The 24159-nt window shown below is 72.2% G+C and carries 21 protein-coding genes; 13 read left to right on the top strand and 8 right to left on the bottom strand.

The window, feature by feature from the left end:
- Nucleotides 1-11: 11 nt before the first annotated feature.
- Nucleotides 12-554 (bottom strand): ATP synthase F1 subunit delta, encoded by a 543-nt coding sequence (atpH, locus tag K8612_RS34005; RefSeq protein ID WP_223739586.1) that lies wholly within the window; start codon nt 552-554, stop codon nt 12-14.
- Nucleotides 555-825: 271 nt separating this feature from the next.
- Here atpH and K8612_RS34000 point away from each other — a divergent pair, with 271 nt between their 5' ends.
- From K8612_RS34000 to K8612_RS33980, 5 genes are all read left to right on the top strand, one after another.
- Nucleotides 826-2652: an Hsp70 family protein gene (locus tag K8612_RS34000; protein WP_223765290.1), complete on the top strand. Its 1827-nt coding sequence runs from the start codon at nt 826-828 to the stop codon at nt 2650-2652.
- A 93-nt stretch (nt 2653-2745) separates the two neighbouring features.
- On the top strand, nt 2746-3918 hold the full coding sequence (locus tag K8612_RS33995) for a TIGR02266 family protein (protein ID WP_223765289.1): 1173 nt from the start codon (nt 2746-2748) through the stop codon (nt 3916-3918).
- A gap of 126 nt (nt 3919-4044) precedes the next feature.
- A complete protein-coding gene (locus K8612_RS33990; RefSeq protein WP_223765288.1) occupies nt 4045-6189 on the top strand; it encodes a beta-propeller domain-containing protein in 2145 nt (714 codons plus the stop codon).
- Between the two features lie 81 nt (nt 6190-6270).
- Nucleotides 6271-7677, top strand: a complete 1407-nt coding sequence (locus K8612_RS33985; protein ID WP_223765287.1) for an MATE family efflux transporter — start codon at nt 6271-6273, stop codon at nt 7675-7677.
- Nucleotides 7678-7779: 102 nt separating this feature from the next.
- Nucleotides 7780-8418, top strand: a complete 639-nt coding sequence (locus K8612_RS33980) for a LysM peptidoglycan-binding domain-containing protein (RefSeq protein WP_223739581.1) — start codon at nt 7780-7782, stop codon at nt 8416-8418.
- 77 nt (nt 8419-8495) lie between these two features.
- Here K8612_RS33980 and K8612_RS33975 read toward each other — a convergent pair whose 3' ends face one another.
- The 3 genes from K8612_RS33975 to K8612_RS33965 all read right to left on the bottom strand — a co-directional run bounded on the left by K8612_RS33975 (nt 8496) and on the right by K8612_RS33965 (nt 10623).
- On the bottom strand, nt 8496-9209 hold the full coding sequence (locus K8612_RS33975) for an esterase family protein (protein ID WP_223739580.1): 714 nt from the start codon (nt 9207-9209) through the stop codon (nt 8496-8498).
- Between the two features lie 62 nt (nt 9210-9271).
- Nucleotides 9272-9982, bottom strand: coding sequence for a YqiA/YcfP family alpha/beta fold hydrolase (locus K8612_RS33970; protein ID WP_223739579.1), 711 nt, complete (start codon nt 9980-9982; stop codon nt 9272-9274).
- Between the two features lie 20 nt (nt 9983-10002).
- On the bottom strand, nt 10003-10623 hold the full coding sequence (locus K8612_RS33965; protein ID WP_223739578.1) for a hypothetical protein: 621 nt from the start codon (nt 10621-10623) through the stop codon (nt 10003-10005).
- A 45-nt stretch (nt 10624-10668) separates the two neighbouring features.
- Between K8612_RS33965 and K8612_RS33960 the strand changes: the two genes are divergently transcribed.
- The 3 genes from K8612_RS33960 to K8612_RS33950 all read left to right on the top strand — a co-directional run bounded on the left by K8612_RS33960 (nt 10669) and on the right by K8612_RS33950 (nt 13333).
- Nucleotides 10669-11826: an AAA family ATPase gene (locus tag K8612_RS33960; protein ID WP_223765286.1), complete on the top strand. Its 1158-nt coding sequence runs from the start codon at nt 10669-10671 to the stop codon at nt 11824-11826.
- A gap of 131 nt (nt 11827-11957) precedes the next feature.
- A complete protein-coding gene (locus K8612_RS33955) occupies nt 11958-12557 on the top strand; it encodes a hypothetical protein (RefSeq protein WP_223765285.1) in 600 nt (199 codons plus the stop codon).
- 20 nt (nt 12558-12577) lie between these two features.
- Nucleotides 12578-13333 carry a hypothetical protein gene (locus tag K8612_RS33950; RefSeq protein WP_223739575.1) on the top strand — a complete coding sequence of 252 codons (756 nt, stop codon included), beginning with the start codon at nt 12578-12580 and terminating at the stop codon, nt 13331-13333.
- On the opposite strand, the gene K8612_RS33945 is transcribed toward K8612_RS33950, so the two are convergent.
- Entirely contained in the window at nt 13325-13795 is a 471-nt protein-coding gene (locus K8612_RS33945) for an SRPBCC family protein (RefSeq protein WP_223765284.1), read from the bottom strand. The two genes, K8612_RS33950 and K8612_RS33945, sit on opposite strands and share 9 nt — an antisense overlap.
- Nucleotides 13796-13953: 158 nt before the next feature.
- Entirely contained in the window at nt 13954-14925 is a 972-nt protein-coding gene (locus K8612_RS33940) for a protein NO VEIN domain-containing protein (protein ID WP_223765283.1), read from the bottom strand.
- A 244-nt stretch (nt 14926-15169) separates the two neighbouring features.
- Here K8612_RS33940 and K8612_RS33935 point away from each other — a divergent pair, with 244 nt between their 5' ends.
- From K8612_RS33935 to K8612_RS33925, 3 genes are all read left to right on the top strand, one after another.
- A complete protein-coding gene (locus tag K8612_RS33935; RefSeq protein ID WP_223765282.1) occupies nt 15170-15631 on the top strand; it encodes a hypothetical protein in 462 nt (153 codons plus the stop codon).
- A gap of 76 nt (nt 15632-15707) precedes the next feature.
- Nucleotides 15708-17525 (top strand): hypothetical protein, encoded by a 1818-nt coding sequence (locus tag K8612_RS33930; RefSeq protein WP_223765281.1) that lies wholly within the window; start codon nt 15708-15710, stop codon nt 17523-17525.
- On the top strand, nt 17522-20455 hold the full coding sequence (locus tag K8612_RS33925) for a bpX6 domain-containing protein (RefSeq protein WP_223765280.1): 2934 nt from the start codon (nt 17522-17524) through the stop codon (nt 20453-20455). The genes K8612_RS33930 and K8612_RS33925 overlap by 4 nt, the downstream gene beginning before the upstream one ends.
- Nucleotides 20456-20464: 9 nt before the next feature.
- On the opposite strand, the gene K8612_RS33920 is transcribed toward K8612_RS33925, so the two are convergent.
- Entirely contained in the window at nt 20465-21151 is a 687-nt protein-coding gene (locus tag K8612_RS33920; protein WP_223765279.1) for a response regulator, read from the bottom strand.
- A gap of 189 nt (nt 21152-21340) precedes the next feature.
- On the opposite strand from K8612_RS33920, the gene K8612_RS33915 reads away from it, so the two are divergent.
- Both K8612_RS33915 and K8612_RS33910 read left to right on the top strand, forming a co-directional pair.
- Complete coding sequence (locus K8612_RS33915) at nt 21341-21601, top strand: hypothetical protein (protein ID WP_223765278.1); 261 nt, start codon at nt 21341-21343, stop codon at nt 21599-21601.
- Nucleotides 21602-21720: 119 nt separating this feature from the next.
- Nucleotides 21721-23634, top strand: a complete 1914-nt coding sequence (locus tag K8612_RS33910; RefSeq protein ID WP_223765277.1) for a PAS domain-containing sensor histidine kinase — start codon at nt 21721-21723, stop codon at nt 23632-23634.
- Here the strand turns inward: K8612_RS33910 and K8612_RS33905 are convergent.
- Nucleotides 23628-24014, bottom strand: coding sequence for a response regulator (locus K8612_RS33905; RefSeq protein WP_223739567.1), 387 nt, complete (start codon nt 24012-24014; stop codon nt 23628-23630). The genes K8612_RS33910 and K8612_RS33905 overlap by 7 nt on opposite strands.
- Between the last annotated feature and the right edge of the window lie 145 nt (nt 24015-24159).

Here is a 24159-nt window from a genome sequence, read left to right as displayed (position 1 = left end):
GGAGGCTGGGGTTACTTCAGCTCGCGGCGCATCTGCTCGAGCTGGGTGCGCAGGCTGCCGTCGTAGAGGGTGCCACCGACCTGGGCGGCCACGCCGCCGAGCAGCGCGGGGTCCACCTTGGTCTCCAGCACGACGTTGCGCTGGGTGAGCTGCTGGAGCGACTGCTGGAGCTGGGCGAGCGCGTCCGCGGAGAGCGGGACGGCGCTGGTGACCTGGCCCCGGACGCGGCCCGCGCGGGCGTCCGCCATGTCGCGGTAGAGCCGGGCGATGTCGGGCAGGTAGCCCAGGCGGTTGCGGTCCACCAGCAGGCGCAGCGCGTTGGCCAGCGCGGGCTCCGCGGGGGAGGGCATGGCCTGGAGCAGGGCCTCCACCACGCGGTTGCGCTGGGCGCGGCTGTAGGCGGGGTTGAGCAGCACGTCCGACAGCTCGGCGCTCTTGCCCACGACGGCGGCGAAGGCGTTGAGCTGCTCGGCGACGGCGTCGGTGCGGTTGCCTTCCGCTGCGACGTCGAGGATGGCGCGGGCGTAGCGGCGGGCGATGGAGACGTTCACCATGACGCTGGCGCCCTTAGCATGGGGCGTCCCTGGCGGCAATCATGCCGGCGCCATGCGTTGGGGCGCGTGGCCGCCCGGGCCTTCCAGGGGTCCAAGGGAACAGCGGGCGGGGAAGCGTGCACGGGTGGGCGCTCCGGGTGTGCGCTGGTGGCCGTCTGGAGGGCTCCAGGGGACCCCCGGAGGCAGGCCGGCGCCCGGCAATGGACGGCCCGGGTGCGACAGGACTTGGCGGAAGCGGGCGCTTACCCGTAGCGTGGGCCCCACCCTCGCCATGCAAGAACCTGTCATCGGCATCGACCTGGGCACCACCAACAGCGTCGTCGCGACCGTGGAAGACGGACGCCCGCGCCTCATCCCCTCGCGTGCGGGAGGGCGCCTCACGCCCTCGGTGGTGGGCCTCACCCGGGCGGGAGACCGCCTGGTGGGGCAGGCGGCCCAGGCGCTGGGGGAGGAGCACCCGGACGCGGTGGTGTGGGCCACCAAGCGCTTCCTGGGGCGCCGCTACACGCCGGAGCTGGTGCAGCAGGCCAAGGCGGTGGTGCCGTACCCGCTGGTGGCCGGCCCCACGGGCGACGTGCGCGTGAAGCTGTCCGGCCGCGTGCTGCCCGCGACGCAGGTGTCCGCCTTCATCCTGGGCGAGCTGCGCCTGGACGCGCAGGCGCACTTCGGACGGGACGTGCGCAAGTGCGTCATCACCGTCCCCGCCAACTTCGACGACAACCAGCGCCAGGCCACGCGCGAGGCGGCGGCCATCGCGGGGCTGGAGGTGGTGCGGCTGGTCAACGAGCCCACCGCGGCGGCGCTGGCGTACGGCCTGTCCCGCGGCTTCGAGGGCAGCGCGCTGGTGTTCGACCTGGGCGGCGGCACCTTCGACGTGTCCATCCTGGACGTGAAGGCGGGCGTCTTCGAGGTGAAGGCCACGGGCGGCGACCACGCGCTGGGCGGCGAGGACTTCGATCAGCGCATCGTCCAGTGGCTGCTGGCCCAGGTGGAGGACCCCTTCCAGGAGGCGGTCTCCCGGGACGCGCAGTCGCTGCGGCGCCTGAAGGTCGCGGCGGAGGCGGCCAAGCGCGAGCTGACGGAGAACGAGGAGGCCACCATCTCCGTGTCCGGCCTGGGCGACCACACGGCCGGCGTGAAGCGCTTCACCGAAATCAACACCGCGCTCACGCGCAGCTTCTTCGAAACGCTCTCCGAGCCGCTGTCGCGCCGCTGCCTGGAGGTCTGCAAGAGCGTGATGGCGGAGGCGCGGATGGATCCGCGCTCGGTGGACGTGGTGCTGCTGGTGGGCGGGATGACCCGCGTGCCGCTGGTGCGCCGGCTGGTGGCGGACTTCTTCGGCCGCGCCCCCTCCACGGACGTGCACCCGGACGAGGCCGTGGCGCTGGGCGCCGCGGTGCAGGCGGACGAGCTGGTCCGGCAGGCGGGGCAGGCGCTGCTCCTGGACGTGGCCAGCCAGAGCCTGGGCGTGGGCGTGATGGGCGGCCGGGTGAAGCGGCTCATCCCCAAGAACACGGGCGTGCCCGTGGTGGCGCGGGACATCTTCTTCCCGGGCACCTCCGGCCAGTCCGAGGCGCGCATCCCCGTGTACCAGGGGGAGAGCGAGTTCCAGGACGAGAACCACAAGCTGGGCGAGGTGGTCCTCAAGAACCTGCACGTCGCCAACCGCGGGGAGACGCCGCTGGAGGTCGTCTTCGAATTGTCCGGCGAGGGCATCCTCGCGGTGAAGGCCACCGACCTGACCTCCGGCAACATGGAGCTGGTGCGCCTGGAGGCCCGGGCCGGCCTGCCGCAGGGCGAGGCCGAGAAGCTGGGCCAGGAGCAGTCCCATTACGCCCAGGCGCAAGGGGTGGTGGACGCGCGCAAGGCGGAGGAGACCTTCCGCAAGCTGCTGGAGCGCGGGGAGAAGCTCGCCCGCCTGCTCCAGCAGAGCGCCCGGGAGAACCCCAGCCCGGAGGCCGAGACGGCCGTGGGCACCGTGCAGCAGCTCCTGGTGGGCGGCAAGGACGCGCTGGCCGCCGGTGACGCCGCGCAGTGCGCCCAGATTGCCCGTCAGCTCACGAAGCTGCTGTCCGGCCGCGCGGAGCCCCGCGGCTGACGTCCCGCGGCGCACGCAACGGGCGTCCACCAGCGCACGTTGTGGCGCCGGGTCCGTGGTGCCTTCCCCGGAGTCCGCGTATCTCCCGGAGTCATGACGACCCCCGGCTTTTCTCCTCGCCCGAGAGATCGGGTCTTCGTGGTGGACGACTCGCGGACGGCGCGGGACGTGATGCGGCTGCACCTGTCGCGCATGGGCTGCGACGCGGTGGGGCTGGAGGGCGCGGATGCGTGCCTGGCGGAGCTTGCGCAGCGCACGCCGGCGCTCATCCTGATGGACCTGCACCTGGAGAAGCTCCAGGGGGACGAAGCCTGCCGTCTGGTCAAGGCGCACCCGGCGGGGCGCAACGTGCCGGTGGTGATGTTCACCGCGGCGGATGAACCCCATGAGGTGATGCACTGCGGGCGCGCGGGCGCGGACGACTTCCTGCCCAAGCCGGTGAGCCAGGAGGCGCTGGCGGCGAAGGTGGCCGCGGTGCGGCTGTCGCGCGAGCGCGCGTGGACGGGCCCGCCGCGCGGGCGGGGCGTGCTGCTGGTGGAGGGCGGCCGGTTCCTGCACACCTTCCTGGGCGGAGCGCTGGAGCACGAGGGGCTGCACGTGCTCTACGCCAAGGACCTGGACGACGCGGCGGCGCAGGCCACGGCCCACGCCGACCGGCTGGACGGCTTCGTGGTGGACGTGTCTCGGCTGCCGCGCGAGGCCCTGTCCCTGGCCACGCGCCTGCGCGAGCAGTTCGCGCGCAAGCCGCTGGTCCTGATGTCGCGGGTGGAGGAGGCGCCGGACGTGCTGGCCCGCGCGCAGGAGCTGAGCGGCGCGCCGCTGCTGCTCAAGCGGCAGTTGGGCGCGGACGAGCTGCTGGCGAAGGTGCTCGCGCGCCTGTCGCCGGGCACGGTGCCGCTGCGGGCCGCGGAGCGGGTGCCCTTCTTCACCGTGGTGGAGTTCAACACGCCGGGCGGCCCCACCCTCAGCGGCTTCAGCCACGACGCCAGCCCCCAGGGGCTCTTCGTGCGCACGCTCACGCCCGCGCGCGAGGGCTCGCGCCTGTCCCTGCGGCTGGTGATGGCCGGCCAGCGCACGCCCTGCGAGGCGCAGGCGGTGGTGGCGTGGTGCAACCCGCCCGGGATGGGGAGCGCGTTCCGCTCGCAGACGGGCATGGGCTTGAAGCTGGAGGGCATGGACGCGCAGTTGCAGCAGCGCTTCGTGCGCTTCGTGCCCCAGTCCCTCGGTTTTCCCACCGCGGGGCCCGTGCGCGCCTCAGGTTTCTGAGAGCGGTGGCCGCCCCCGCGCGCCTCCCAACCCCCCGCAATCACACACGGACGAGACGGGATTCTCCCCTGGCATGGGCGTGGCAAAGCGCCGAGCCCCGCGAGGCTTTCGAGGGAGGATTCACGGATGAGGCTGCGTCTTTTCGGAACGGTGGGGCTCACGCTCCTGGCGGTGGGGTGCGGTGACGGCGGGAACAAGGCCCCGGACGGGTTGGACAACGAACCGGTGCAGCAGTCGCTGAAGCTGGAGACCTTCAACGACTGCGCGGCGCTGGAGCGGTACATCGAGGACACCGCCACGAAGCAGATGCGCGCGAACCTGGAGCAGCAGAAGCCCGGGTACTGGGAGCGCTTCGGCCGGGGGACGCGCGGCGGCGTCGTCTTCGGGCCCATGCCCACGGAGGACTCGGCGGGGGGCGGCGAGAACGCCGGCGCCGGCGGCCAGGCGCCGAAGGACTCCACCGGCACCAACAACCAGGTGGAGGGCGTGCACGAGTCGGACTTCGTGCAGAACGACGGCACGCGCATCTTCGTGCTGTCGGGCAACCGGCTGTACGCGCACCGCTCGTGGCCCGCGGAGCAGCTCACGCTGGCGGCGACGCTGGAGGTGGAGGGCTGGCCCCGGGAGATGCTGCTCGACGCGCGGGACCGGCTGGTCATCGTCTCGCAGGTGGCCCGGTCGCTGCCGGGCACCCCGGCGAAGGTGGGCGGGGGCGCGGGCGGAGGCATGATGCCGGTCGCGGACATGGCCTGCTACGGCTTCAGTTGCGGCTACTACAACGCGGACAGCACCAAGGTGACCACGGTGGACGTGTCGGACGTGGCGCACCCCACGGTGGTGGATCAGGTCTACCTGCCCGGCGTCTTCACCCAGGCGCGCCGCGTGGACAGCAACGTGCGGCTGGTGCTGTCGGACGCGTTCCGCTGGCCGGAGGACGTGAAGTTCTGGGTGGAGTACTCGGAGGACCTCTACAAGGACGAGGGCAAGCTCACGAAGGCCATCGACGCGCTCATCGACCAGAACGCGAAGCGCATCCGCGCGAACACGCTGGACCAGTGGCTGCCCGCGGGCAAGCACGTGGACGCGGCGGGCGTGGAGACGGCGCTGCCCACGTCCTGCGGTGACTTCTACCGGAGCAACGCGCCGTCCTCGCTGGGCTTCGTGACGGTGGCCTCGCTGGACCTGGACGCGCGCACGGCGGCGCCGGGGCGCACCAGCCTGGTGGCGGAGCCGGGCACGGTGTACGCGTCCAGGGAGTCGCTGTACCTGGCGCACCCGCATTCCTGGTGGTGGCCGGAGCCGGGGCAGAAGGACTTCACCTACCTGCACAAGTTCGACCTGCGCCAGCCGGGCCGCGCGGTGTACGCGGGCTCCGGCACGGTGGAGGGCACGCCCGTCAACCAGTTCGCCCTGGATGAATACGAGGGCGTGCTGCGCCTGGCCACCACGGTCACCACGCGCATCCCGGAGCCGGAGCACGAGGACTGGTGGTGGGGCCGCACCACGACGTCCAGCCGCGTGACGACGCTGGGCGTGAAGGACGGGCGCCTGACGGAGCTGGGCCGCAGCGAGGACCTGGCCGAGGGCGAGCGCATCTTCAGCGCGCGCTTCGTGGGCCCTCGCGGCTACGTGGTGACCTTCCTCCAGGTGGATCCGCTCTTCACCTTCGACCTGAGCGACCCGGCCCACCCGCGCAAGGTGGGCGAGCTGAAGGTGCCCGGCTTCTCCACGTACATGCACCCGGTGGGGGACCACCACCTCTTGACCCTGGGCGTCCACACGGACCCCAACGGCGGCTGCTGCGGGACGCGCGCGCTGAAGCTGTCCCTCTTCGACGTGAGCGACCTGGCGAACCCGAAGGAGACCGCCACCCAACTGGTGGGCGAGGCCTACGGCTGGAGCGAGGCCCTCTACGAGCACAAGGCCTTCAACTACTTCGCGGCCAAGGGGCTGGTGGCCATCCCCTTCACGGACTACTCGAAGTACTACACGACCTACGACGACTACTGGCAGGGCTTCCGCACGGAGCTGCGCGTGTTCCGCGTGGACCTGGCGGCGGGCATCTCCCCGGTAGGCGCGGTGCCCATGTCGGACCTGTTCAAGACGACGAATCTGCCGCAGTGGAGCTACTACTACGCGCCGGAGGTGCGCCGCAGCGTGATGGCGGATGACTACGTCTACGCCATCAGCGACGCGGGGGTGCGCGTGTCGAAGGTGGACAGCCTCCAGACGCCGCTCGTCACGGTGCCGTTCCCGGTCAGCACGCCCTGACGCAGGCGGGCGGGCGGTCAGACAGGGTGGGGGGGATTGCGTCGCTTGCGCCAGCGCACTCCCTTCCCTATAGGCCCCGTCATGCCGCCCGAAGCCGCAGAGCCCTCCGTGTTGTCCTCCCCTCCGGCCCGCGGCGCCAGGGGGGAGCTTCGCGCCCTGCTGCGGCTGGCGCTCCCCCTCTGCATCGCGCAGGCGGGCCAGTCCCTGATGGGCGTGACGGACACCTTCATCGTCGGCCGGGCCGGTACGTCCGCCCTGGCGGCGGTGGGCCTGAGCCACGCCCTCTTCTTCGCCGTCAGCAGCTTCGGGATGGGGCTGATGATGGGCGTGGATCCGCTGGTGTCCCAGGCCATCGGGGCCGGCAACCCGCGCCGCGCGCGGGACGTGCTCTGGCAGGGCGTGTGGCTGTCCGCCTTCGTGGGCGTGGTGCTGTGGGCGGTGCTCATCACCGTGCCGTCCGGCCTGCCGTGGGTGGGCGTGGCGGAGGAGCAGATCGTCCAGGTGCGCGCCTTCCTGCACTTCCGAGCGCCCAGCCTGCCCCTGATGCTCATCTTCCTCACGGTGCGCGCGTACCTGCAGGCCATCGGGATGCCCCGGCCGCTGGTGGTGGCCGCCGTGCTGGCCAACGTGGTCAACCTGCTGCTGGTGCCGCTGTTCGTCTTCGGCGGCCAGTCGCTGCCCGAGTGGGCGGGGCCGCTCACCCACGTGCCGGCCATGGGCGCGGCGGGCGCGGCGCTGTCCACGCTCCTGTGCACGGTGCTGGAGGTGCTCATCGTCGCGCGGGCGGTGCAGGGCATCCCCGTGCCGGGCACGCCGTCGCGCAAGCCGGTGAAGGCGGACCAGCTCCGGGCCTTCCGGGTGGGGCTGCCCATTGGCCTGCACATCGCGGCGGAGGTGGGCGTGTTCGCGCTGGCGGGCGTGCTGGCCGCGAAGCTGGGGCCGGTGAGCGTGGGCGCGCACCAGATTGCCCTCTCCTTCGCCAGCCTCACCTTCACCATGGCGCTGGGCATCGGCAACGCGGGCAGCGTGCGGGTGGGCTGGGCCGTGGGCGCCCACGACACGCCGCAGGCCCGCAGGAGCGGGCTGATGGCCTTCGCCACGGGCGCGGTGGTCATGTCGCTGAGCGGGCTCGTGTTCGCGCTCTTCCCCCGGAGCCTGGCGACGCTGGCCGGCGCGCCGCCGGAGGTGCTGCCCCTGCTGCTACCCCTCCTGATGGTGGGCGCCATCTTCCAGGTCTTCGACGGCGTGCAGGGCGTGGGCGCGGGCGTGCTGCGCGGCGCCGGCCAGACGCGCTTCACCTTCGTGGCCAACATCGTGGGCCACTACGCCGTGGGCCTCCCCCTGACGCTGCTCCTGGGCTTCCACCTGGGCATGGGCGTGCTGGGCATCTGGTGGGGCCTGTGCGCGGGGCTCATCACCGTGGCCGTCGCCGTGCTGTGGCGCTTCTGGCGCGTCAGCGCGGGCACCCTCCGGCCCCTGGAGGGCTGAGGCGGGAGGGTGTGGAGTTTCAGTGTGGGCGGAAACTCCAAGAATCTAGGAATCGGACGCAACCTGGATCAGGAAGACCCGACAATTGTCCCAGGAGCCTCCATGTCCAACTACCGCATCCGCCCTGGCGACACCCTCTCTGGCCTGGCCGCTCGTTTCGGCACCACCGTGCAGAAGCTGGCGCGCGACAACAACATCTCGAACCCGGACCTCATCATCTCCGGGCGGACGCTGCGCATCGGCCACTCCGGCCGTGACAGCTTCGACGCGGGCGGCGGTCAGGGCCTGCGTGGCGGGCGCGGCGTGGGTGGCGGCGCGGACGTGGGCGGCCCGATGGGAATCGCCCCCACCGGCGGGACCGCCACGGGGCGCCGGCTGGCGGAGGCGGCGCGCGCGGCGGCCATGGGCATGGGCGGCTACAACAGCCAGGGCCTGTGCGCCACGGGCGTGAGCCGGGCCATCCGCAACTCCATGGGCATCGGCGTGTCGGGCAACGGCAACCAGATCGACAACAACCTGCCGCGCGACAAGTTCCGCCAGGTGGACATGTCCCTGGAGGACGCGCTGAAGATTCCGGGCCTCGTGCTCACCTGGGAGAGCACCTCCACGCGCCTGGGCAGCATCTACGGCCACACGGCGGTGACGCTGGGCGACGGCCACTCGTCCGCCAGCGACTTCATCGAGCGCAACACGACGAACAACGGCCGCTCGGGCTTCAAGGTGTTCATGCCCATCGAGTAGCCTTCCCGGCTCCTCATGGCGCATCACGAAAAGCCTCCGGGTCCCTCCGACCGGAGGCTTTGTCGTGTCCGGCGGCCTCAGGCCGGCAGGTACTGGCGGATCATCCGCCGCCACACCGGCCAGTCGTGGGTGCCGCCGTCCCAGATGGACAGGTCGTTGCGGATGTCCTTCTGCCAGAGGAGCTTGGAGAGGTTCTCGTTGGAGGGGCGGCAGAAGTCGTGCTCGCCCACGGCCAGGGTCATCTCCACGCGGCGCAGGGCGGACAGGCGCCCGGGGTCGTTCAGGCCCGGCAGCCACTGCGGCGCGGTGTGGAAGTACACCTGTTCGTCGTGGTGGCCGTCCAGGAAGTCCTCCGTCTCGAACTTGCCGCCCATGGAGATGAGGCGCTGGAAGACGTCCGGGTGGCGCAGGCCCACGTTGTACGTGTGGAAGCCGCCCAGGCTGCACCCGGCGAGCGTGAGGCGGCCTCCGGAGGCGCGGCCCTTCGCGAGCGGCACCACCTCATGCAGCAGGTAGTCCTCCCACTGGGCATGGCGGGCCACGCGCACGGCGGGGGCGACGCCCTTGTTGTACCAGGACTCCTCGTCCACCGAGTCCACGCACACCACGACATAGCGGCCCGCGGCGATGCAGTCCGAGATGGCGCCGATGAGGCCGAAGTCCTCGGCCTGGAAGAAGCGGCCCTTGCTGGTGGGCACCAGGATGACGGGCTCGCCCGAGTGCCCGAACAGCAGCACTTCCATGTCCCGGTTCAGCCGCGGGCTGTGCCAGCGGTGGTATTCGCGGTTCATGGCCGCCAGATTAACCGGCGCATTCGCGGCGCGAGCGGGGCGGCCACACGGACGCGCCCGGCTCAGCCGCCAGTGAACACCTGCCGGGGTTGCTCCACACCTCGCCACGGGGTGAGAAAGGCATCCGCCTCCCTCGCGATGAGCTCCAACGAGGCGGTCAGCTCGTGGCCGTCGTCCACCTCCACCAGCCGGACGTGGCGTTTGCCTTTGGACCATTCGCGCGAGTAGCGCACGTCGCAGGTGTCGTCCTGGCGGCCGTGGATGATGAGGGTGGGCACGCGCACGTCGGGCCATGGGCCGCGCTCCGCGTCCATGCGCTGGGCCTCCTCGATGATGCCGTGGTGCACGCGCGTGCGGCGCTTCTCCGCGTGGTCGTCCGTCTCCAGGGAGCCCGTGCGCTTCCACTCCGCCCAGTGATGGGGGCCCAGGCGGCGCTGGAGCTGCTCCACGAAGTGGAAGGCCGGGGCCAGCAGCACCAGCGCGCCCACGCGCGCGTCGGCTTCCGCGGTGCGCGCGGCGACGAGCCCGCCCAGGCTGGAGCCGATGAGGACGGCGCGGTCGTTGGGGGCGCCCAGCGCGTCCCGCACGGTGTCCAGCATGGCGTGCAGGCTCAGGTGCTCCAGCGACGGCACGCGCAGGTTGAGGCGCTCCAGGGGGATGCCCTGCTTCGCCCAGTACGCGTCCAGCCAGACGCCCTTGGCGGACAGGGGGCCGGAGGCGAAGCCGTGCAGGTAGAGCCAGCGGGGACCAGCGGTGGGGGGCGGCGCGTTCATGGGCGCGCACTGTACCCGCGCTAGAAGCGCAGCACGGGTCCGGCGACGATGCTCTGGAGCGGTTTGGCGCACATGTTCACGCTGACGCCCGCGCTGGCGCTGGTGTCGTCCGTGGCCTTCGTGAACTTCACGTCGCAGAACTGGATGGCGGTGGCCAGGGAGATGCCCCACCGGTCGGAGAACCACCCGTCCAGGCCCACGCGGAAGGCCATGCTGGTGACGTCGAAGTCCTCGCGGCGCAACTGGCCCAGGCTGTCCGGGGTGAAGGGCTGCGACCAGCTCTTGGCCAGGCGCGCGCCCAGCCACGGCGTCACCGGCTTGTCGCCGAGGAAGCGCAGGCGGGCCTCCAGCCCCACGGCGGTGTAGTCCAACTGCACGCGGCTCATCTCGGACGGGTTCTGGGCCTCGGCGAACCGCTGGCCCCAGGTCTGGGTGGTCTCGAAGACGACGCCCAGGGACAGGCCGGGCGGCGTCTCCACGCCGAGCCAGGCCTGGAGGGCGGGGCCCTTGGCGCGCCAGTCGCTGAAATGATCCAGGGTGACGCCCGCGCCCAGGGAGGCATAGCCATGCCACCCGTCCGCGACCGCTGGCCCCGCGCCCAGGACGCCGGCCAGGGTCAGCCACTTCCACTTCGTATCCATGCCGCCACTGTATGCCGGACCGGGGGCGAGGCTAGGCTCGCGGGCATGTCCGTATCTTTCGAGGTCGCGGCGGCCGAGGTCCGCGACGCGCTCACCGACGCGAGCCGGGGGCTGGTCGAGCGCGAGGCGATGGTGGAGCTGGTGGCGCTGTCGGCGGTGGCGGGCGAGCACCTGCTCGTGGTGGGCCCGCCGGGCACCGCGAAGAGCGAGGCGGTGCGCAGGACGGCGCGCGGCCTGGGCGGTTCGTACTTCGAGTACCTGCTGGGGCGCTTCACGGAGCCGTCTGAAATCTTCGGGCCGGTGGACCTGCGCAAGCTGCGCGAGGGGCTGGTGGAGACGGAGACGGCGGGCATGCTGCCGGAGGCGGAGGTGGCCTTCCTGGACGAGGTGTTCCTGGGCTCCACCGCCATCCTCAACACGCTGCTGGGCCTGCTCAACGAGCGCACGTTCCGGCGCGGCCACACGCGCATGCAGTGCCCGCTGCGGGTGTGCGTGGGCGCGTCCAACGCGCTGCCGGAGGACGACGCGCTGGCCGCGTTCGCGGACCGGTTCCTGGCGCGCATCTTCGTGGAGCCGGTGCCGGATCCCCGGCTGGAGGAGCTGCTGGAGGGAGGCGCGTCGCTGTGGGCGGACGCGGCGCCGCGAGTGGCGTCGCTCCAGTCCCTGGACGTGGTGGCGCAGGCGGCGAGGCGCGCGGACCTGGGGCCGGTGCGGCCGCACCTGGCGCAGGCGCTGCGGACGCTGCGGGCGGCGGGCATCGCGCTGTCGGACCGGCGCGCGGTGAAGGTGCAGCGGCTGGTGGCCGCCGCCGCGGCGCTGGCGGGGCGGACGACGCCGGGCGTGGCGGACCTGTGGCCGCTTGTCTACGCGGTGCCCACGAAGGAGGCGCAGGCGCTGGCGCGCGACGTGCTGCGCGACGTGCTGTCCGCGTCGGAGAACCTGGCCCTGCCGGCCGCGGCGCTGGAGGCGAGCGCGGGGCCGCTGGCCCGGGCCCAGCGCATCGCGCAGGCGGGGCAGGTGCTGCTGGTGTCGCGGCCCGCGGACGGGGACGCGGACGCGGTGGCCGCGTGGCGGCTGAAGCTGGAGGGCGTGGCGCGCGAGATGGACGCGGGCTTCGCGCCGGAGGCGCTGCCGGAGGCGCTGCGCGCGCTGCGCGGCGAGGTGGCGGCGGTGCTGGAGGACGCGAGCGCCCGCGCGGCGTGACGCCTTCCGGAAGTCCTTCCGGAAATCCGGCGGAATCCAATGGCCGCGGTGGCCCGTATGGGTTGCTGCCAGCGGGACGGCGGCGGTGGGAGCGCCGTGCCGACGGCAATCCATCCACGGGAGAACACTTCATGCGAAACACCTTCGCGGTGTTGGCTATTGCCTCGGCGGCGCTGCTCGCGGGCTGCGGCGACGATGATGACAACAACAACATGCCGGACGCGGGCACGGGCTACATGCCCACGGGCAAGGGCCCGGGCACGTCGCTGCGCTGCACGAGCAGCAACAAGAACGCGTGGGACACGTTCGGCGCGAACGCGTTCGTCGCGGTGAACAAGTCCATCGTCGCGAAGACGCTGGCGGAGCTGAACGGCCCCAACGGCACGGCGAACCTGGGCGAGTCCTTCACCCATATCGGTGACGAGAGCCAGGGCCCGGCGTACGCGGACGACGCGGCCACGTTCGAGGGCAAGCTGGCGGCGTTCCTCGTCTATGCCTATGGCGGTCCGGAGTCCATCCAGTACACGGATGGCAAGACGTACGCGGGCCCGCAGGACATGGCGGCGGCGCACCTGGGCATGGCCATCACCAACTCCCAGTACGACTACTTCATCGCGAACATGGTGGTGCCGGCGCTCACGGACAACGGCGTGACGTCCGCGGACGTGTCCTCCTGCTTCGCTCCCATCGTGACGGACGCCGCGTTCAAGGCGTCCATCGTCGGCAAGTAGTCACCGCTCCCGAGGGCTCCATGACTCGCATCGTTCTCCCGCGTGCCGTGCGCCGCGTGCTGGTCTCCACCGTGGGGGTGGGCGTGCTGTTCACGGCGGTGATGGGCTTTGCCCATACGCCGTCCGGCCGGCCGCTCCTGAAATGGATGGGGATGTCCATGCCCCAGGCCGCGTCCGCGGCGGGGTGCCCGCTGGGGTACGACGTGAAGCAGAGCCCCGAGCAGAAGGAGGCCGCGAGGATGCGCTTCGCGGCCTCCTACCGGGGAGAGCGCCCCGCGCTGGCCCGGCCCGCGCTGGGGTTCGACCTGGAGCAGACGACGCGCGAGTCGCTGCTCGCGTGGGCCCGGGCGCACGGGGTGAAGTGCTCGGTGCCGCGCAGCCAGGGGGACCTGGACTGCGAGGAGGTGCCGGCGGCGCTGTTCCCGGGGCTGGAGCGCGAGGCCGCCATCCGGAACCTGTGGGTGACGTTCGGCGCGGACGACCGGCTGGTGTCTGTGATTGCCGTGAGCCGGGCCTTGGACCCGGCCCCCATCAGCGCGACGTTTCGCGCGGCGAACGCGACGCTCGTGACGCTGGCGGGGCCGCCCGTGAAGCAGGACGGGGAGGGCAGCGTGGAGGAGCTGCGGCAGGGGCTGCTGCGGCAGGCGAGCGCGGAGTACCGCTTCCAGGACTTCTACGCGCTCACCCGCGTCACCAACATGGGGGACGGCTTCGTGCTGACGGAGGAGTACCGCGCCCTTCCGAAGGTCGCGGCGCGGGAGCTGCCGTCACGCTGAGGCGGGGGACTCCACGTACTTCGCGAGCTTCTCCAGGGACATCCGCCAGCCGAGTTCGTTGTCGGCGGGCGGTACGCCGGGCGGCAGTCCTTCGTGCACGGCGAGGAGGTCGGTGCCTCCGTCCCGCGCGTCCGTGAGCGTGAACGTGATGCGCATCTCGCCTTGAAGCGTGGGGTCGGTGGTCTCGAACCCGGTGGTTTCGATGACCTGTTCGTCCGGCACGAGCTTCACGAAGCGGCCGTGGTGCGTGTCCGTGTGCGCGGTCGTCTTGCCGGTCTCCGTGGGGGCGTCGTAGGTGAGGGAGATCCGGAACGCGCCGCCCTCGCGCGGTTCGAAGACGTGGACCTGGCTCGTCATGCCGTCGGGCACCCTCCAGGTCGCGACGGCGCGGGCGTCAATCAGGGCGCTGTAGACGCGCGAGCGGGGGGCCTTCAGGTGGGAGTGGAGCCGGGTCGTGCTCATGCTCGGGAGCATGGGGAGGGGCTCGGGGCGCTGTACAGCGCGAGTCCTCCGGACTGTCGCGCGTCGTGCCCGGCGCGGTCTAATTCCCTTCAGCAAAATTGCCAAGGGTGGGCGGGGAGGATGCCCAGAGAGAACGGAATTGGACTTGGTTCTCGCCCCTAACGCGGAGGGGTGTACCGAAAGTGAGTAGGGAGCAGATCCTCGTCATTCGGGGTCCACGCTTCGATCTTCCGAAACTGCCCGCCGTGTGCGGCCGGAGCGGTAGCCGACGACTCCACGCGGATCTTCGCCACGATGAAGAGGTCGGTGCGCCACCCGCTGCCCCGAGCGTTCTTCACCTCGGCGGCCGTAAGCTCAACGGCCCCGCCATCGCTGCGCGTCCCTTTCACCTCCACGCGCACTTCCTCTGCATCTCGGCGACATCGCAGGTCGAATGGTTGAGTGGAGGCAGTGTTTTCCACCTCGTAGCCGAGAGCCTCGTAGTGCTTTTGTGCGATGCGCATCGAGTGCTCCTCGATAGCACGACGAACCACTGGATCATCTTCGCGACCACCCGCTTTGCTGGGTTTCGGGGTTGGTGTGGCCAGTCCGCCACTCTTAGCCGGAAATCGCCATTCCCGCTCGACCTGTGCTCGTTGTCCTGCATCGAGAGCGATGATCGCAAGCAGCCGCTTTGCCTCCGCTTCCGATACCCGGGAGATAGTGCCCTGGGCAATCCGAGCCTTCTCCATGCCCGCGAGCACTGGATCCGATTTGAAGGCCTTGTACGGTAAAGGAACAGTGCGCATCCACCAGTCGAGGTCGAAGAAGGTGCCCTTGCCCTTGGGCACGCCTTTCCAGCGCTGCGCATATCCGTGAGAGGCGAGGCGTGCGAGGCCGACCACCGCCTTCTGGGACTCCGCTTGGTAGAGAAACACGAGGTCGCCGGGTTGGAACTCCTCCCGAATACGCTTGCGGCTTGAGGCTGATCCTACCCAGCGGTCGCCGCACATCTGCACCGCTACCTCACTGCCTGGCAGGGCAGCGAAGAGCTTCTCGAAGTTCCAGCCAGCTTTGTCGGAAGCCTGGAACATCCAAGCGCGGCGCCCGTCGGGGAAGCGATTGTAGCTCTCGGTGAACTTGCCGCCCATCAATGCCCTCGCTGCGGGTCTGGGCTCTAGCACCCGACCGGGAAGGAGCAGCATAGAGCAGCCCATGTAGGGGCAGGGTGGCGCGGTGAGGCTCGCGCCGACCGCCACTCCCGTTGACTAATCCCCCGTGAAGTAACGGAGTTCCTGCTGGGCATCACCCTCCCTCAACCTTCGGTAACTTTCCTGAAGGGGATTAGAGTGCACGGGTGCTCAACGGGCGTGGGATGCGCGGAGGCAGGGCGTCATGAGGCCGCCTCTGGAGCCGGTCATCGCGGGCCTCCCCGTGCGCTGGCGTCCCCGGGCCGTGCCCCTGGAGCCCGTGGCCGTGGCCGGCGTTGGCCGCGTGGCGCTCGCGCTGGGACACCGCGCCGCGCGAGCGGAGGATGGGACGCTCGCATCGTGGACCGGTGTCGCGGGACGGGATGTGCTCGTGTTGCTGGGGACGGCCGCTTCGCTGCCCTGGGTGGATGGCGCGGTGTACCTGGGCCGCGACCCGCTGGCGCCCGCGCTGCTGCTGCCCTGCGCGCTGGAGCCGGAGGTGGCGCCTTCGTTGCTGGAGCGCGCGTTGCTCGCGGGGCAGGGTGATGCGCCGCTCGCGGTGCTGCCAGCGTCAGGGGGGCTCGTCTCCGTCGCGGCGGCCAAACCTGTCGCGCGCGCCTCGCTGAGCGCGTGGCTGTCCGCCCAGGCGTTGGAGGTTGCTTCGTGACGACCGCGTTGCCTCCCGCGGCGGCCAGGCTTGTCGCGCGTGCCTCGCCGTCCGCCCCGGGCGAGGAGGTTGCTTCGTGACGACCGCGCTGCCTCCCGCGCTGCGCCCCTGGGCGACGCAGTTGTCGCTGTTCCCGGAGGACCTGGCGCGGCACCTGGGGCCGCACGTGGCGCGGCTGTCCGCGGCGGTCGGGACGCTGCGGCCTCGCGGTGAGTCCGAGGGCGGTGAGCCCCAGGGCTATGACGGGCTCTCCCGACGCGGGCCCTTCGACCGGTTGCTCGTCAGTGAGTGGCTCTGGGCCCTGGAGGCTCCAGAGGAGCTGGTGCGCCGCGCGGCGTTCGGTGAGCTGTCGTTCCTCAAGCCCTCGTTCCAGCAGCCGCGGGGGGCCCGGCGCACCGTGGTGCTGCTGGACGTGGGGCCGGATCAACTGGGCCTGCCGCGCATCGCGCACCTCGCGTTGCTCGTGGTGCTCGCGCGCCGCGCGGAGGCCGTGGGCGCGGCGTTCACCTGGGGCGCGCTCCAGACCGAGCCCGCTCACGCCACCCATACAGGCCTGGGCGGCACGTCGCTCCTCGCGTGGCTCAACGCCCGCTCCACCACGCCCGCGTCCGCGCGGCACCTGTCCGCGTGGCGCGAGGCCCTGGACCTCTCACGCGCGCCTGAGGACGTGTGGCTCGTGGGCTCCTCGCGCCTGGGGCGACTGGAGGGCGCGGAGGGGATGTCCCGCGTGGAGGTCTCCGAGCCGATGGAGCCCGGTGCGCACCGGCTCACCGTGGACGTGCGGCCCGCGGCCCGTGTTCCCCGCTCGGTGGTGCTGGAGCTTCCGCCTCCGGAGGATTGCGTGCGCCTGCTGCGCAATCCCTTCGCTTCCCATCCGCAGGCTTCCGGGTGGATGCCGCGCAAGGCCGACCGGCGCATCGTTGGCTTCTCCTTCTCTGGCGATGGCCGGCGCGTGCTGCTGTTCTCCAGGAATGGCGCCGTGGAGGCCATGGCCGTGCCGCACTCTCCTCGCGCCACCGTGCCGAAGCCCCGGCGTGTCCAGGTCCCTCCGGGGCAACAGGTGATCGCGGCGGGGTGGCGCTACTCGGGCGGGTTGCTCGTGCTCGCGAGCCACCTGGGGGGCTACGTGATGCACGGGCAGGTGCGCACGCCAGAGGGTTTCCGGAAGGCGCGCTATCACGCGGCGGATGACCGCAAGCGACCGGTTCTCGCTCCGGGGACGCCCCCGTCCTGCCTCGTGAGTTGGGTGGATCCGCGCGGGCGGGAGCACCTTTGGTTGAGGGACGGCAATGCGCGGCTGTTCTCGCTGGCGCCCCCCTCGTCGGTGGGGACCTCGGCGCTGGGCCTGGAGGAGGAGGCGGCATCCGCGACGGCGGAGGTGAACTCACGACCGCTGTGTGTGCTGAGGCCCGAGACGGGAGGGACGAGCCGCGTGCGCATCTCACGGCTCAAGGTGCTGGGCGAAGGGCCGGATCGCATGAGCCCCATCAACGCGCGCCAGGGAGACGCATACTTCGGCTACGCGCCGTCCGGGGGGCATCCCGACGCGGGGCTGCTCGCGGTGCGTGACAGTGAGTCGGACTGGCGACTGTTCCTGGACACCGGCGTGTCGGTCATCACCGTGCCTGATGGGTACCGCGTGGTGGGCGTGGTGCAGCCACCTGCTCCGTCCCCGCCTGGACTGGTCGCGCTTCAACCGGATCAACGCACCTTCTCCTTCTTCTCGGGGCAGGCGTCCCGGATGCTCGCGGTGGCCACGGGCCCCGTGGTGCAGGCCGCGGCGAGCCACGGGCAGCCGGTGTTGGGATGGCTGACGCAGGCGGGAGAGTTCGTGTTGTGGGACCTGATGGAGCAGGCGGTGTTGTACCGCGCCCTCCCGGAGGTCACGACGTGAGCGCCACGTCTGGAGCCGTGCGGCCTCGCGCCCAGGTGCACCGGGGCACCGTGGTGGCGGCGGCGTGGTGGTTCCATCCGGGGCTGCTGGGAGAGGCCGAGGCCCGCCGCCGCGTGCTGGCGGCCTGGAGGCCCGGCGCCACCGTCTGGGCGCTGGCCGGAGGCCATCTGCTGAAGCTGGCGGCGCCGTGCAAGAGCGCGGTGGAGGCCGCGCCCGGCTTGCCGCTGGTGCTGGAGTCCGGAGTGCTCACCAGCTCGCCGCTGAGTCCGAAGGAGCGCGAGCGATTGGCGCCTCCGCCGGGAGCCGTCGTGCTGGTGCACGAGGGCATCGCACGGGTGTACGGGCCCGGAGCGCTGCGCCAGGTGGATCCGGGCACATGGCTGGACGTCTCGGAGTGGCGGCGCGTGCGCGTGAAGGGACTGGGCGCGCCGCCTCCGCCCCTGAAGAGCGCGCTGGAGCCGCTGCCTCCGCCCACGCGCGCGACGTTCGGACCGAAGGTGCCCGCGCTCGCGCCCGAAGCGGAGCGAATGCTGGCGCGCATGGCGGGGCGCGAGGTCCCGGTGGTGAGAGAGGGCTTGTTCGCGCGGCTGCGAAGGGCCTTCTCCCCGAAGGCCGGTGAGACGACGTTGACCGTCCGTCGCGAAGGCTTGTTCGCGCGGCTGCGCAGGGCCTTCCGCACGGAGCCGCAAGGCACACCGGGCAACGCGTTGGCCCCGAGTCGCGCGGGATGGTTCGACCGTCTGCGGGGCGCCTTCTCCTCGGATACGGCGCACACCTCCGCCACGGGCACTGGCGGACGGGCTGGCTGGTTCTCACGGCTCCTCGAGGGAATGCGTGGCGGCGACGCCGCCAAAGCCTCACCGGGCTCCAGCACCCCCACGCGTCCCCCCGAGCCCGAAGGCCCGGGCGCGCTCGAACAACTCAAGGAGTGGATGCTCCGGAACACGCCCCTGGGCCAGCTCGTGGGGCAGCGCAAGGGAGACTACCTGCGCCACCTCTTCGAACTCTTCGAACAGGGCAACCTCGACGAAGCCCTGCGCCACGCCATCCCCCTGGGCAAGAGCCTGGACGCACGCGCGAAGCTCGCGCTCGGGGTGCCCGGCCTGCGCGAGACGCTGCGCATCCAACCTCAGGGCCGGAGCGGCGCCGCGCAGTCGTTCGGCGGAGGCCCCGCCGTGTTCGAAGCGCTGCGCGAGCGCTACCGCGAGACCTTCCGCCGCCTGGAGCGCGAAGGCCGCATCGACGAGGCCGCCTTCGTCCTCGCGGAGCTGCTGGACGCGACCGAGGAGGCCGTGTCCTTCCTGGAGCGCCACGGCCGCTTCCAGCTCGCGGCGGAGCTCGCGGAAGGGCGCGGCCTTCCGCCGGGCCTCGTGGTGCGCCAGTGGTTCCTCGCGAAGGACGTGGAGCGCGCGGTGGCCATCGCACGGCGCTCGGGCGTGTTCGCGGACGCCGTGCTGCGTCTGGAGAAGACCCACGCCGCCGAAGCGCAGGCCCTGCGGCTCCTGTGGGCGGAGTCGCTCGCGGAGGCCGGAGACTGGTCGCGCGCGGTGGACGCCGTGTGGCCCGTGCCGTCCGCGCGCCACCTCGCACGCGCCTGGGTGGAGCGGGGCATCCAGGCCGGCGGCGCGGGCAGCGCGAAGCTCCTGGCGCGACTGGCGCTCGAGTTCCCGGACGGCTTCGGCGCCGCGCGCGAGGACATCCTGGCCCTGCTGTCGGACGAAACGCCGACGCGCGCTCCGGAGCGCCTGGCCTTCGCCACGGAGCTGCTGCGCGCGGAGGCCTCCGATGCCCGGAGCGCGCTCCTCGTCCCCGCCGTGCGCGCGCTGATGCGCGACGAGGAGGTGGAGGCGCTCCCCTCCAACGCCAGGCTCCTCCAGCAACTGCACGCGCTCAATGCCCCGGCGCTGACCGCGCTGCGCGCCGACCTGCCGACGCCGCGGGCCTCCCAGCGGCGCCCCTGGGCCGAAGCGCACGACCTGCCTCCCGTGCGCGTGGGGATGGACCGCAGCCACGCGGGCGCCCACGCCGTGCATGACGCCGGGGTGCTGCCGGGCCGGCGCGTGCTGCTCGCGCTGGGTGAAGCGGGCGCGCGGCTGGTGGGCCCGGACGGACGCACGCTCGCGGGCTTCGACGTGCCGGCGTTCTCGCTGGTCCTGTCCGCGCAGGGGGACCGCGCCCTCGCGCTGGCGCGCCGGGGCGACGTGTGGCGCGTGTCCCGGCTGGACCTGGTGGAGCGCCGGGCCACGCACTGGTGCGACCTGGAGCTGGACACGTGGGCGCCCACCTACGACGGGGAGCGGTGGTTCACCGCCATGCGCGACGCCGTGAGCATGGTGGACACGCTCGCCGCGGAGCCTCGCTCGCTGTGGCGCGTGTCGGAGGTGGGCGGCACCGTGCTCCGCATGGCCGTGGACGCGAAGCACCTGTCCTTCCTCGTCCTGCACCTCACCCCGGACCAGGGCTTCGAGCGGCTGGAGCGCTGGACCTACGAACTGCACGGCGGCCCCGTCCTGCGCGGGCGCGCGGACATGAAGGGCCTGCGGGAGCCACCCGGCGCCCTCGCGCTCACCCCCGACGGCGAGGCGATGGCCGGGGGCATCGAGGTCCCCGGAGGCGCGGAGCCCGAACCCTGGTACTCCGTGGCCCCCATCGTCACGCGGCGCTTCCACTCCCCGGCCCGGTGGGCCGCGGAGCGCGTGGGCGAGGTGCTCTCTCCCGCGTGGCGCGTGACGCGCTTCCAGAAGGGCGAGCTGCACACGGCCCTCCTGTTCGGCATCACCGGCCACACCCGCGTGACGGTGGAGTCCTCCGGCACGCCGCCCCAGGTCGTGCGCCTCACGGAGGACTGGTGCGTCGTCCACGACCTGTGGGGCCGCGTGGCGTGGCTGGACCTGCGCTCCGGTGAGGTCCACCGCGTGCCGGTGGTCTGAGCCTCGACGTCAGGCGCAGCGCAGGTGGCTGGGCACGATGACGATGCTCGCCGTCAGCGCGCAGCCGGCGTCGTCCACCTCCAGCACCACGCGCACGCCCTCCACCGTCACCAGCAGCGAGGGCTGCTCGCTGTGCAGCGCCATCAACCACGACGACGCCAGGGGCAGCTCCGACGCCGCCAGCTCCGCGGCGCGCAGCAGGTGCACGCGCACCGCGTGACGGACCGAGGCCGGCAGGGCGTGCAGCGTGTAGAGCGACGCGTCCGTCAGCCGCAGCGAGTACGGCATGCGCGGGGTTTCCTTCGGGCGCCCGGGCAGCTCGCGCAGCCGCTCGGCCAGGGCCCGCACCAGCTCCTCCGGCTGCGGCGGCTTGTGCAGGAAGCCCACCACCCCGTGCAGCGGCACGTCCGGCGTACCGCCCGCCGAGGACATCAGCATCACCGCCAGGTGCCGCAGCCGCGCGTCCGTGCGCAGTTGGCCGTACAGCTCCCATCCATCCAGCCGGGGCAACACCAGGTCCAGGAGGATGAGGTCCGGGTGCTGCGCGCGCGGGCGATGACGCAGCCAGTCCAACGCCTCCGCGCCGTCCGCCACGGACGACACCACGAAGCCCGCTTCACGCGCCGCGCGGCCCACACCCTCTCGCCATGTCCGATCGTCCTCGACGAGCAGCAGGTGGTGGACGCCCAGGGCCATCCCCCGATTCGACCTGTTTTTCCTCGGGTTCTTGAAGCGCACCCGGGTCTGACGGGAGCCCCAGCGTCACCTGCCCGACAGTGGGCCCGGAGGACTGTTCCCCCCTGACGCCCTGCGCGCGACGGCGCAAATCACCGTGTCGCTGTCATCTTGCAGTTGGGCTGTAGATGCACACCCTTGGCGGCGCGCATGGCCTACCGCTGCCAGTTGGAACCCCCCGTGGTGCGCACGCTCACGGCGTGTACGCCCGCGGTGCGTGAGCGGCTCCAGGCGGAGCTGGGGGCGCTCGCCAGCCGGATGCCGGGGCTGCCGGTGCCGCCGTCGGGGCGGGACGGGGCGACGGTGCTCGCCTGTGGCTTCCAGGTCCGCTACCGCGTGGAGCCGGGCGCGGGGCTCCTGCGGTTGACCGCCCTGTGGCCGCTGGGGCTGGTCCGTTCGCCTTCCTCCTGACACGTCGCCAGACGGTCCTTGTCGCATGGGAAACGGGGGCCTAAGTCGGAGGTGACCTCCACCTCCACCTCCACATCCCGGACGCACCCCGGTCCCCTTCGCCCCGCGAGCCTCGCACCGTGTCCCTGCCCCTCGCCGACTTCCTCTTCCAGTCCCGCGACGTCCTGCAGGACGCGTGGCTCCACGAAGCTCCAGGCACTGGCGACACCTTCACGCACGGGCTGTCCGCGGTGGCGGCCCGGATGTCCAACCCGGGCGCGCGCGTCTCCGACGCGCTGGCGCGCGAGCTGTCGCTGCTGGTGCAGGGCTCCGACGGGCACCCCACGACGACGAACTTCCGGCGCCTGCGCGACACGGTGCTGCGGCTGTGGCGCGAGCGGGGCGGCGGGGGCCCGGACGACGAGGCGCAGGTGGAGCGCTTCCATGACGCCGTGGACGCGGTGGAGGCCGCGGCGCTGGAGGCCCACGTCCAGGCGCGGATGCTCGCGTCGCGCCAGGCGGCGGAGGCGGCGCGTGAACAGGGCGCCCCGGACGCGTCCGGCCCCCAGCGCTGGGAGGACATCTTCACGCACCTGGGCGTGGGCGTGGCGGTGATGGGCGCGGAGGACAGCGCGTTCGTGGCGGCGAACCCCGCGCTCGCGCGCATGCACGGGCAGCCCGTGGAGGCGCTCCAGGGGCTGCGGCTGGAGGACCTGGTCGCGCCCGAGTCGCGCGGCGCGCTGCCCCGGCACATGGCCGCCGCCAGCTCCAAGCCGTTCCACGAATACGAAGCGCTGCACCTGCGCCGCGACGGCAGCCGCTTCCCCGCGTTCGTGCACGTGACGTCCTTGCGGGACGCCACGGGCCGCCGCGTGGGCCGCGCCGCCACGGTGCTGGACATCACCCAGCGCCGCAACGCGGAGGCGGAGCGGCAGCGCCTGCTGGCCACCATCGAGGCGGAGCGCGCGCGGCTGGCGGCGGTGTTGGATCAGCTCCCCGCGGGCGTGCTCATCGCGGAGGCGCCCAGCGGACGGCTGCTGCTGGGCAACCGCGCGCTGGAGTCGCTGCTGGGCCAGCCCTTCCGGCCCTCGGCCAGCCTGGCGGACTACGAGTCGTCACACCAGATGTTCACCGCGGACAACCAGCCGCTGGCGGACGACGCGTGGCCCATGGCCCGCGCGCTGCGCACCGGTGAGACGCGCCAGGCGGAGCCGCTCCAGGTGCGCCGGCCGGACGGCACCACCGCGCACCTGCTGGGCTCCAGCGCGCCCGTGCGCGACCGGGACGACCACATCGTCGCGGGCGTCGTCACGCTGGTGGACGTCACCGAGCGCCGCCGCGCGGAAGAGGCGGCGCGGGAGGCGGCGCAGTTCGGCGAGCGGCTCATCGCCATCGTCAGCCACGACCTGCGCAACCCCCTCAACGCCATCCAGTTGTCCGTCACCAAGCTGCTGCACGGCGACGCGCTCCAGGAGCGCGACCGCAAGGCGGTGTCCCGCATCGCGCGCTCCGGCGAGCGCATGGCGCGGATGATTTCGGAGCTGCTCGACTTCACCCGCAGCCGGCTGGGCGGCGGCATCCCCATCGAGCGGGTGCCCGGCGACGTGCGCATGGTGGTGCGCCAGGCGGTGGAGGAACTGGAGGCGGCGTGGCCGGAGCGCTCGCTGTCGCTGAGCGTGGGACCGGGCCGCTACGACGGCGTCTGGGACGCGGACCGGCTGCTGCAGGTAGTGAGCAACCTGGGCGGCAACGCGCTCCAGTACAGCCCGCCGGACTCCCCCGTGCGCTTCACGCTGTCGGACGCGGACGCGCACGTGGTGCTGGAGGTGCAGAACGGCGGAGACCCCATCCCGCCGGACCTGCTGCCCCGCCTATTCGACCCCTTCCGGCGCGGCGCGGGCAGCAACACGCACGGCGGCCTGGGGCTGGGGCTCTACATCGTCGAACAGGTGGTGAAGGGCCACGGGGGCCGCATCGAGGTGCGCTCGCGCGCGTCGGAGGGCACCGTCTTCCGCGTGCTCCTGCCGCGCGAGCCGGCGGCGCAGGCTCAGTAGGCGGCGGCTAATTGCGACTGCGCGGAGGAGCGGAACGGCTCCAGCGCGCGCATCAGGTCGTCCAGGTCCAGCGGCTTGGGGATGGACGCCCGGATGCCCTGGGGCACGGGGCGGGTGGCGCCCGCGCCCGACACGACGATGACGGGCAGGTCCTTGAGGCGCGGCTCCTTCTGCACGCGCTCCATCAGCTCCCAGCCGCTCATCACCGGCATCATCAGGTCCAGCAGCATCACGTCCGGCGTGGGGCCCTTCCTCAGGCGCTCCCAGGCGTGCAGGCCGTTGCCGGCCACCTCCACGGCGAAGCCCTCCAGCGTGAGGAACTCCTCCAGCATCTCACGGCTGTCGACATGGTCTTCCACGAGGAGGATGAGGCTTCGCATGGCATCCGGGAGCCTCCCCCCGTCCGGCTCCATCCGAAAGACCCCGTGTCCAGGGAACGTCCAGCCCTGGACGATAGGCCATGGGCAATGTGCGTCCCGCGCCACTCCGGGTGCCTTGGAGGGCAGGCGGCCCGGGCCATCCCCC

It is taken from the genome of Corallococcus sp. AS-1-6 (assembly GCF_020037015.1).
Taxonomy (GTDB): domain Bacteria; phylum Myxococcota; class Myxococcia; order Myxococcales; family Myxococcaceae; genus Corallococcus.
This window is presented reverse-complemented; position numbering and strand designations above follow the sequence as displayed.